Source organism: Isoptericola sp. NPDC057191 (assembly GCF_042670225.1).
In the GTDB taxonomy this organism is placed as follows: domain Bacteria; phylum Actinomycetota; class Actinomycetes; order Actinomycetales; family Cellulomonadaceae; genus Isoptericola.
In genome coordinates, this window is sequence record NZ_JBHUWC010000184.1 from 1 (window position 1) to 5,531 (window position 5,531).

At 57.7% G+C, this 5,531-nt stretch carries 2 rRNA genes; both read left to right on the plus strand.

The features are described 5' to 3' along the window. Positions 1 to 225 precede the first annotated feature (225 nt). Positions 226 to 1,747 (plus strand): 16S ribosomal RNA (locus tag ACFT55_RS17245). A gap of 587 nt (positions 1,748 to 2,334) precedes the next feature. Next, positions 2,335 to 5,447 (plus strand): 23S ribosomal RNA (locus ACFT55_RS17250). The 16S and 23S rRNA genes sit together here, the layout of an rRNA operon. The last annotated feature ends 84 nt before the right edge of the window (positions 5,448 to 5,531 follow it).

Here is a 5,531-nt window from a genome sequence, read left to right on the forward strand (position 1 = left end):
GTAAGTTTGAGGGGTTGCCCCGGCGGGGCTGGAACGGAAAAGGTTCTGGTCTTGTGGGTGTGCGTCGGTTGTTTGAGAACTCAACAGTGTGTTTGATAGTCAATGCCAAATTGATTGAAGATCCTTTGTGGATTTCTTTGGATCGGACTGAGCAGTTCAGCTTGGTCTGGCCAGTATCGTTGAATGCTGTGGGCTCTTTCGGGGGTTCGTGGTGTTTTCTCTTCTTTTACGGAGAGTTTGATCCTGGCTCAGGACGAACGCTGGCGGCGTGCTTAACACATGCAAGTCGAACGGTGAAGCCCAGCTTGCTGGGTGGATCAGTGGCGAACGGGTGAGTAACACGTGAGCAACCTGCCCTCCACTTCGGGATAAGCCTTGGAAACGGGGTCTAATACCGGATATGAGCACTCATCGCATGGTGGGTGTTGGAAAGTTTTTCGGTGGGGGATGGGCTCGCGGCCTATCAGCTTGTTGGTGGGGTGATGGCCTACCAAGGCGTCGACGGGTAGCCGGCCTGAGAGGGCGACCGGCCACACTGGGACTGAGACACGGCCCAGACTCCTACGGGAGGCAGCAGTGGGGAATATTGCACAATGGGCGAAAGCCTGATGCAGCGACGCCGCGTGAGGGATGACGGCCTTCGGGTTGTAAACCTCTTTCAGCAGGGAAGAAGCGCAAGTGACGGTACCTGCAGAAGAAGCGCCGGCTAACTACGTGCCAGCAGCCGCGGTAATACGTAGGGCGCAAGCGTTGTCCGGAATTATTGGGCGTAAAGAGCTCGTAGGCGGTCTGTCGCGTCTGGTGTGAAATCCCGAGGCTCAACCTCGGGCTTGCATCGGGTACGGGCAGACTAGAGTGCGGTAGGGGAGACTGGAATTCCTGGTGTAGCGGTGGAATGCGCAGATATCAGGAGGAACACCGATGGCGAAGGCAGGTCTCTGGGCCGCAACTGACGCTGAGGAGCGAAAGCATGGGGAGCGAACAGGATTAGATACCCTGGTAGTCCATGCCGTAAACGTTGGGCACTAGGTGTGGGGCTCATTCCACGAGTTCCGTGCCGCAGCTAACGCATTAAGTGCCCCGCCTGGGGAGTACGGCCGCAAGGCTAAAACTCAAAGGAATTGACGGGGGCCCGCACAAGCGGCGGAGCATGCGGATTAATTCGATGCAACGCGAAGAACCTTACCAAGGCTTGACATGCACCGGAAACACTCAGAGATGGGTGCCCCGCAAGGTCGGTGCACAGGTGGTGCATGGTTGTCGTCAGCTCGTGTCGTGAGATGTTGGGTTAAGTCCCGCAACGAGCGCAACCCTCGTCCTATGTTGCCAGCGGGTTATGCCGGGGACTCATGGGAGACTGCCGGGGTCAACTCGGAGGAAGGTGGGGATGACGTCAAATCATCATGCCCCTTATGTCTTGGGCTTCACGCATGCTACAATGGCCGGTACAGAGGGCTGCGATACCGTAAGGTGGAGCGAATCCCAAAAAGCCGGTCTCAGTTCGGATTGGGGTCTGCAACTCGACCCCATGAAGTCGGAGTCGCTAGTAATCGCAGATCAGCAACGCTGCGGTGAATACGTTCCCGGGCCTTGTACACACCGCCCGTCAAGTCACGAAAGTTGGTAACACCCGAAGCTCATGGCCCAACCGGTTTTCCGGGGGGAGTGGTCGAAGGTGGGACTGGCGATTGGGACTAAGTCGTAACAAGGTAGCCGTACCGGAAGGTGCGGCTGGATCACCTCCTTTCTAAGGAGCATCTGATGTCCGCACCTGGCGTGAAGCTGGGTGGGGGCCAGCAGGCCGCCTGAGGCGCCGATCGTGCGTCTGGTGGTTGCTCACGGGTGGAACATTGACTAGAAGGACTGGTCGGGCTGTTGCCGGCTGGTGAGTACGCATCGTGGTCGGGCCCCTGGGGTTCGGTTGGGGTGGTGGAAAGCTGGTGGTGACGTGGTTCGGGTGGTTCGCAAGCACACTGTTGGGTCCTGAGGCAATCGGCGTCCTGGTCCTGGGTCGTGTCCCTGCTGCTGCGGTTTCGTGGTGGTCGGGGGTGGGGCTGCGGGGTGGGGGGTTGGTGGTCTTTGATGGTGAACGGGTCGCTGGTCTGGTGTGAACCGTCCTGGTGTGGTTCCTGGTCGTCTCCTTGAGGGGGCGGGTCGGGGCTGGTCTGGGGTAGGCGTGCTGGTGGGCTGGCGGGTTCGTCCGTTGCTTGAGAACTGCATAGTGGACGCGAGCATCCCAGATGTTCAGTACTGGCCTGGTCGGCCTGCTGCCTCCTTGTGGGGTGGCGTGGTTGATCGGACTGGTTTTCTGATCTCTGTGAAAATATTGTAGTGTGTCGAAGTTTTTAAGGGCACAGGGTGGATGCCTTGGCACTAGGAGCCGAAGAAGGACGTTGTAGCCTGCGATAAGCCTCGGGGAGTTGGCAAACGAGCTGTGATCCGAGGATGTCCGAATGGGGGAACCCGGCTGGGGTCATGCTCAGTCACCTGCATCTGAATACATAGGGTGTAGGGGGGAACGTCGGGAAGTGAAACATCTCAGTACCGACAGGAAGAGATATTCCGTGAGTAGTGGCGAGCGAAAGCGGATGAGGCCAAACCGTGTGTGTGTCAAGCTGTCAGGCGTTGCACATGCGGGGTTGTGGGACCTTCTGACCAGATCTGACAGTCTGGTAGCCAGTAAGAAAGCCGTGTCATAGTCGAACCGCATTGAAAGGCGGACCGTAGTGGGTGTGAGTCCCGTAGACGAAATGGTGCGGCCTGGTTGAGGGGATCCCAAGTAGCACGGGGCCCGAGAAATCTCGTGTGAATCTGGCAAGACCACTTGCTAAGCCTAAATACTACCTAGTGACCGATAGCGGACAAGTACCGTGAGGGAAAGGTGAAAAGTACCCCGGGAGGGGAGTGAAATAGTACCTGAAACCGTGTGCCTACAATCCGTCGGAGCCTCCTTAGCAGGGGTGACGGCGTGCCTTTTGAAGAATGAGCCTGCGAGTTAGTGCTCGGTGGCGAGGTTAACCCGTGTGGGGAAGCCGTAGCGAAAGCGAGTCCGAATAGGGCGGTACAGTCGCCGGGTCTAGACCCGAAGCGAAGTGATCTAGCCATGGGCAGGTTGAAGCGCCGGTAAGACGGCGTGGAGGACCGAACCCACTTAGGTTGAAAACTGAGGGGATGACCTGTGGTTAGGGGTGAAAGGCCAATCAAACTTCGTGATAGCTGGTTCTCCCCGAAATGCATTTAGGTGCAGCGTCACGTGTTTCTTGCCGGAGGTAGAGCTACTGGATGGCTAATGGGCCCTACCAGGTTACTGACGTCAGCCAAACTCCGAATGCCGGTAAGACATAGCGTGGCAGTGAGACTGCGGGGGATAAGCTTCGTAGTCGAGAGGGAAACAGCCCAGATCATCGGCTAAGGCCCCTAAGCGTGTGCTCAGTGGGAAAGGATGTGGAGTTGCACAGACAACCAGGAGGTTGGCTTAGAAGCAGCCACCCTTGAAAGAGTGCGTAATAGCTCACTGGTCAAGTGATTCCGCGCCGACAATGTAGCGGGGCTCAAGTACACCGCCGAAGCCGTGGCACTCACACGTTAGCCCAGCACCAACTTGTTGGTGTTCAGGTGTGTGGGTGGGTAGGGGAGCGTCGTGTGGGCAGTGAAGCTGCAGGGTGACCTAGTGGTGGAGCCCACACGAGTGAGAATGCAGGCATGAGTAGCGAATGACGGGTGAGAAACCCGTCCGCCGAATGACCAAGGGTTCCAGGGCCAGGCTAATCCGCCCTGGGTAAGTCGGGACCTAAGGCGAGGCCGACAGGCGTAGTCGATGGACAAGGAGTTGATATTCTCCTACCGGCGAAGAACCGCCCATACCGAGCCCGGTGATGCTAACCGCCCCAATGGTGACACCGCGACCTTCGGGTCGCACCGTCTCCGGCGGCGTGGGACCCGAACCGGTAGTAGGTAAGCGTGTTAACAGGGGTGACGCAGGAAGGTAGCCCGGCGTGGCGATGGTAGTCCACGTCCAAGGTTGTAGCCCGCTTCGTAGGCAAATCCGCGAAGCATCAAGGGTGAGAACTGATAGTGACCGCGTATGCGGGAATCGGGTGATCCTCAGCTGCCAAGAAAAGCCTCGACGCGAGGTTCTAGCCGCCCGTACCCCAAACCGACTCAGGTGGTCAGGTAGAGAATACCAAGGCGATCGAGCGAATCGTGGTTAAGGAACTCGGCAAAATGCCCCCGTAACTTCGGGAGAAGGGGGGCCTGATCCGTGAACACCCTAGCGGTGGGAAGCGGTGAGGGCCGCAGAGACCAGGGAGAAGCGACTGTTTACTAAAAACACAGGTCCGTGCGAAGTCGCAAGACGATGTATACGGACTGACGCCTGCCCGGTGCTGGAAGGTTAAGAGGACGGGTCAACTTCGGTGAAGCCCAGAATTTAAGCCCCAGTAAACGGCGGTGGTAACTATAACCATCCTAAGGTAGCGAAATTCCTTGTCGGGTAAGTTCCGACCTGCACGAATGGCGTAACGACTTCTCCGCTGTCTCAACCGCGAGCTCGGCGAAATTGCACTACGAGTAAAGATGCTCGTTACGCGCAGCAGGACGGAAAGACCCCGGGACCTTTACTATAGCTTGGTATTGGTGTTCGGTGCGGCTTGTGTAGGATAGGTGGGAGACTATGATACCCGGCCGCCAGGTCGGGTGGAGTCATCGTTGAAATACCACTCTGGCCGCATCGACCATCTAACCTCGGTCCGTAATCCGGATCAGGGACAGTGCCTGGTGGGTAGTTTAACTGGGGCGGTTGCCTCCCAAAATGTAACGGAGGCGCTCAAAGGTTCCCTCAGCCTGGTTGGCAATCAGGTGTCGAGTGCAAGTGCACAAGGGAGCTTGACTGTGAGACCGACAGGTCGAGCAGGGACGAAAGTCGGAACTAGTGATCCGGCGGTGGCTTGTGGAAGCGCCGTCGCTCAACGGATAAAAGGTACCCCGGGGATAACAGGCTGATCTTGCCCAAGAGTCCATATCGACGGCATGGTTTGGCACCTCGATGTCGGCTCGTCGCATCCTGGGGCTGGAGTAGGTCCCAAGGGTTGGGCTGTTCGCCCATTAAAGCGGTACGCGAGCTGGGTTTAGAACGTCGTGAGACAGTTCGGTCCCTATCCGCTGCGCGCGCAGGAAACTTGAGAAGGGCTGTCCCTAGTACGAGAGGACCGGGACGGACGAACCTCTGGTGTGCCAGTTGTTCCGCCAGGAGCACGGCTGGTTAGCTACGTTCGGAAGGGATAACCGCTGAAAGCATCTAAGCGGGAAGCCTGCTTCAAGATGAGGTTTCCATCCCCCTCGGGGGTGAAGGCACCCAGCTAGACCACTGGGTAGATAGGCCGGATGTGGAAGACAGGACGAAAGACTGTCGGAGCTGACCGGTACTAATAAGCCAACAACTTCACACACATACCAACACCGTTGGTCAATCATGCTACGCGTCCACTATGCGGTTCCCGAGAAACGGGCACCACCCCACCCACCCCCGTACG